Source organism: Planctomycetota bacterium (genome assembly GCA_026387035.1).
Classification (GTDB): Bacteria; Planctomycetota; Phycisphaerae; order FEN-1346; family FEN-1346; genus JAPLMM01.
Window position 1 is genome coordinate 1 of the sequence record JAPLMM010000267.1, and the last position, 5,188, is coordinate 5,188.

At 69.1% G+C, this 5,188-nt stretch carries 4 protein-coding genes; 3 read left to right on the forward strand and 1 reads right to left on the reverse strand.

Translation table 11 applies throughout. From position 1 onward, the window contains the following. The first annotated feature begins 165 nt into the window (after positions 1 to 165). From NTX40_10340 to NTX40_10350, 3 genes are read left to right on the forward strand one after another with little or no spacing between them, the layout of a single operon-like run. Positions 166 to 621: an Rrf2 family transcriptional regulator gene (locus NTX40_10340; GenBank protein ID MCX5649471.1), complete on the forward strand. Its 456-nt coding sequence runs from the start codon at positions 166 to 168 to the stop codon at positions 619 to 621. After that, positions 599 to 1,396, forward strand: a complete 798-nt coding sequence (locus NTX40_10345; protein ID MCX5649472.1) for a phosphoadenosine phosphosulfate reductase family protein — start codon at positions 599 to 601, stop codon at positions 1,394 to 1,396. Before NTX40_10340 ends, NTX40_10345 begins: the two co-directional genes overlap by 23 nt. After that, positions 1,396 to 2,796, forward strand: coding sequence for a nitrite/sulfite reductase (locus tag NTX40_10350; GenBank protein MCX5649473.1), 1,401 nt, complete (start codon positions 1,396 to 1,398; stop codon positions 2,794 to 2,796). The genes NTX40_10345 and NTX40_10350 overlap by 1 nt, the downstream gene beginning before the upstream one ends. A gap of 32 nt (positions 2,797 to 2,828) precedes the next feature. On the opposite strand, the gene NTX40_10355 is transcribed toward NTX40_10350, so the two are convergent. Beyond that, complete coding sequence (locus NTX40_10355) at positions 2,829 to 4,367, reverse strand: hypothetical protein (protein ID MCX5649474.1); 1,539 nt, start codon at positions 4,365 to 4,367, stop codon at positions 2,829 to 2,831. Between the last annotated feature and the right edge of the window lie 821 nt (positions 4,368 to 5,188).

Here is a 5,188-nt window from a genome sequence, read left to right on the forward strand (position 1 = left end):
CTGCATTCATTATAGCCACCAGCCCCCCGACTTCAAAGGCCCACCCCTGATTCCCAAACCCGACCCCTAATCCGTGAACCCAAAAATTTCAAAAAATACCTCTTGACAACCGGCGAGTTATACGATAGTATCCCGATGGGCTTACTCGGGTACAGGAGCCTGACCATGATGCAGGCCTCGCAGAAGTGCCAATACGCCCTCCGGGCCGTCCTCGAACTGGCCAAACGCCTCGGCGAAGGCCCCGCTACCGCTTCGGACATCGCCGACGCCCAGGCCATTCCGCCGAAATTCCTGGAATTGATCCTCCAGGAACTGCGGCAAGCGGGCCTAGTGGAATCGCGGCGCGGACCCCAGGGCGGATACCTCCTGGCCGGGGACCCTCGTGCCCTGACCGTCGGCCAGGTCATCCGCCTCATCGAGGGCCCCTTCGCCCCCGTCTCGTGCATTGCCGCCGGCGATCCCGGCGCGCCGGAACCGTGCCCCCTCCAGGGAAGATGCGCCTTCCTTAACATGTGGGAGCGGGCGCACTCGGCCGTCGCCGGCGTATTGGATGCCACCACCTTTCAGGACCTCATCGAAGCCGAACGGGAGGTTGCCTTTGTCCCGAACTATTGCATATGACGCCCTCGCCCCGGCCCTCTCGGCGGCCGCACCGGACGAGGCCTACGAGCGCCTCCTCGGCGCCTTTCCCCAGGACCCCGGCGCGCCGGGGGACCTCATCGACGCCCTGCACTTCGGCCAGAAGGTGGACCGGAGCCTCGACCTCCTCCGCGCCGCCCACCGCGAGTTCGGGCCGCGCCTCGTCGTCGCCCACAGCCTCGGCATGGGCATCGTCTGGGACCTTGCGAAGCGCGTCAGCCCCGACATTCGCGGCTTCGTCGTCGTCACGCGCCACAGCCCCCCCGAGACGCTCGACTTCCTTCGCCGCACCCTCGCGCGCTATCCGGAACTGAGCGTCTACCGCAACGACGCGCCTCTGCCCGACGATCTCTGGCGCACCGACCCCGACCGCTGCTGTGAACTCCTGAAGGTCGAGCCCGCCCGGCGCGCCATCCGCGACATGGGCGCCGCGTGCTGGGCCGCCGGCGTCCGCGCCACCAGTGGCGGCCGACGCGCCGACTTCCGTGAAATCGAAAAGCGCCCCGACGGGCTCATCAAACTCAACCCCATCCTCCTCTGGCACGAGTTCGAGGTCTGGAAATACGCCGCACTCTACCGCGTCCAGGTCAACCCGCTCTACGCGCTCGGCTACCGGTCGCTCGGCTGCGCGCCGTGCACGCGCCTCATCGCCGGGAACGACGAACGCGCCGGACGATGGATCGATTCGTCGAAATGCGGCGGCGAGTGCGGCATCAACACCAAACTACTCAAACTCGTCGATGGAGCCGGCATCTGATGGAGCGCCCCCACTTTCCCTGCGACGCCATCCCCGCCGACCCCGCTCGGGCCAGGCTACTCGGCCTTTACCCCCAGCGGCAGGAGGGACTCTGGATGCAGCGAACCAAACTCCTCGGCGGCAGGTTGAACGCCGACCAGTGGCGAGCCCTCGCGCACGCCGCTCGCCGATTCACCCCTCGCACCCCGCTCCATCTGACGACCCGCCAGGACGTCGAACTCCACGACCTCGCTCCCGACGCGGTTCCACAACTCCAGCGCGCCCTCGCCCACGCCGCCCTCTCCACCGTCGGCGCCTGCGGCGACACGCCGAGAAACATCACCCTCTGCCCCGGCTCCGGCACGCGGCCCGACGCCCCCGACCTCGCCCCCCTGGCGCACGACGCCCAGGCGATCCTCGAACAGACCGCCGGCATCTGGGCCCTCCCGCGCAAGTTCAAGATCTCTTTCTCCGCCTGTCCCGACGCCTGCGCCCAACCCTGGATCAACGACCTCGGGTTCATCGCCCTTCGCCGCGGCGAGCAGTGGGGCTTCCGCGTCACGGCCGGCGGTTCCCTCGGCCCTGTGCCGCGCACCGCCATGCTCTTCGACGACTTTCTCCCAGCGGACGACGCCCTGCCTCTGATCTTGGCCGCCGTCCGTTTCTTTGCCGCCCACGGCGACCGCACCGACCGCCGACGCGCCCGCCTCCGCCACCTCCGCGAGAACATGGGCGATCAACCCTTTGCCGACGCCCTTCGCCGTTCGCTTGACGAGGCGCGCCGAGAGCGATCCGGAACCGGCGCATCCTTCCCCCCGTCGCCGGCCGGCCTCGAGGCGCGCCTTCTTCTTACCTTCCCCAATGGCGACGTCGCACCCGACCAGGCCGACGCCCTCGCTCTTCTCGCCGACGCCGGCCTCGCTGTGCGCATCGCCAACCAGCACCGCGCCATCGTCTTCGGTCTCGACGAGGCGACGGTCCGCGAGGCCGTCGCCCGCCGGACCGCACTCGCACCCGCCGCCAAGTCTCAGCCGGCCGTCGTCGCCTGTCCCGGCACGCGGTGGTGCCAGGCCGCCCTGGCCGACACCTGCGGCCTCGCCGACCGTCTGCGCGAGCACATGGGCGACCTCGCCCCGGCGCCAGCCTGTGAGCCGCGGGCGGAAGCACGCAGCCACCTCGACGCCATCACCGTCTGCATCTCCGGCTGCCCGAACGGCTGCGCGCAGAGCGCGGTGGCCGGCGTCGGACTCGTCGGGGGCCTGGCGACGCGCAACGGACAACGCACCGAAGTGTACAACCTCTTCGCCGGCGGCCAAATGGGACGAACGCCCCGCCTCGCCGCCACCATCGCCCGCCGGCTCGACGCCGACCAGGTTCTCGCCGCCGTCGCCCAGCGTCTCACCCCGAACGTCCGCGGATGAGTTCCCGCTGGGGACGAATCCGCGGGAACTCCTCACCACCACCGCCGTTCGCGCGCACGCGATCCCCCAAGAAAGAGCCCCGTCACCAGGTATCGCAGCGCGTCAATCGGGTGATCCGCCCCGTCCTTCGCCGGCCGCTCCGCCATCGTCCCCTCGCGCGACGCGCTCCAGTGATACTCCTCGAGCGCCCGGACGAGCCATCGGCACGAGGGGTCCACGACGAGTCCCGGTCCGTCGCTTGCGGCGCGCGGCTTCAGCAGACGCCGCACCAGTTCCACGCCCTCCAGGATGGCGGCCCTCGGGGTGCGGACGCGGAGGCCCGCGCGCGCGAGTTCCTGGCACGGACCGGTGCCCGTCGTGTCCGAGCGCTGCCAGCCCGCCGGGTCCGCGTACGTCGCCGACACCGGCCCGGGGTCGCGCTCGCGCATCGCCTGAAGGTGCTCCCCGATCGGCCGCTCCCGCTCGACATACTCCGCCAACACGCGAACCTGCACGCCCGAAAGGTCCACGTCTCCGTCGGTTTCTTTAATGCCTTTGCCTTTCAATCCGCAATCTCCCTGTTCCTTCATAGGAGCCCTTCGGGCCGAAATCCGAAATCCGCAATCTCGTTTAATTTGCACCCACAGGCACACGAACGGGTTCGCGTAGCCGAAGTCCAGCGCACGGTAAAGTGGAAGGGCCGGGTCATACGCCACCGGCGCGACGTGCCGAGACGGCTCGAAGTCCGCAAACACGCGCCGGTCAGCCCGAGGCCTTCGGCAGAGCATCTCGGCCTCCCAGGCCTCGCGGCTCGCGCGGCTCTTTTGGGCAATGGCGTCGGCGATCGGAAAGTAGCCCTCCGCCTCCCGCGCCCGCCCCTCGCAGTCCGGCCAGAGCGGACACCGCGAACAGGAACGCTCCGGCGGGCAACGCTCGATCACTTCCCACAAGCACCATGTCAACAGCACCGGGCCCGCTGCTTGTGTCGTTTTCGTTGTTCTGCCGTTCAATCCGCAATCCGCAATCCGCAATCCGCATTGCAATATCCGCTCCACCAACTCCGCCATCGGACCGAACGGACGATGCATCGTCGAGAACACCTCCATCTGGGCTGCGATCCACTCGCCGTCCGACCCCGGACCCGACTGCGTCACGAACTGCGCCGCCTGCCAGACCTCCGGCAAAAACTCGTCCACCTCGTCGCACTTCAGCCGATGCACCCGCTGACCCCGCACGCTCCGACCCGACTGCGTCAGCACCTCTATCGCCGACCCGTTCACCAGCCGCATCCGCCGGGTGGTCGGCTCGCGCGCCAGGCTCCCCGCAAACAGACCGCGCATCTTCCGCGACAGGTACTCGTACATCTTCTGCGACTGGTCCAGGCTCCCGCCCAGAATCCGCGTCTGGCACCCAGGCCGGAAGATCGAATCCAGGTGCGCCGCGATGCTCCCCAGTTCCGTCTTCGCTCCGCCGCGCGACGCCCACACCACCAGGTCCCGCCCCGGCTCCAAGATCGCCCGCCGAAGGTATTCGAACGGGGCGGCGTGGCCGGGGCACACCGCACGCCGCGGAACCGCCAGGCCGTACGCCATCCGCACAAACTCCCACAGCGCGTCAACCGCTCGAGGCGCTCGGCCCGGCCGAGGCCGCTCGCGCGCGCCGACGCGCTTGCCGTCGGAGCGCGCTTTCCGAGCCGCCCGCGCGCTTTTCGCCGTTCAATCCGCAATCCGCAATCCGCAATCCGCAATGGGTCCTCCCCCACCGCGCCCAGCGCCTCGCGCACCAGCACCTCCTGCTCCTCCGAGAGGAAGAAGACCAGCGCCTGCGGCAAAGGGGCGAGCGATTCCGCAGCCGCCGGCTCCGGCGGGGGCTCCGCAAGGCGCAGCAGCCGCTCCACCGCGTCGGGCGGTTCCGGCAGGAGGCGCGCCAGGTCCTCGGCGCTCCGCCCCGTCGCCAGGTGCGCCACGAGGCGCGCCCGCGCCTTCGGATCGTCCCGCCCCTCGAGCCGATTCAGCGTCGCCAGGAGCATCCGCGCCTCATCGTCGTCCACGTCCCAGACGTCGCACCGCGCGCGGGTGTGGCCGAGTTCCCGCAGCACCCGCGCCCGGTGATGCCCGTTCAGAATCTGATACCGCGCGCTGTTTTCGCCGTTTTGCCGTTTACTCCGCACTCTCCCTGTTCCTTCAAAGGAGCCCTTCGGGCCACACTCCGCACTCCGCACTGGAATGGGCCTCACGACGATCGGTTCATACCGCCCCGTCCTCACAATGTGCCCCTTGAGTTTTTCCAGCCGATCCGCGCTCATCCGGTTCGCATTCTCCGGATGCGGCTCGAGGCGATCGATCGGCACCCAACGCAGCGTCACTGTGCTTCTCCTTTCGTGCCCCCTCGTGCGGCCGGCTCGTTCTCCGCG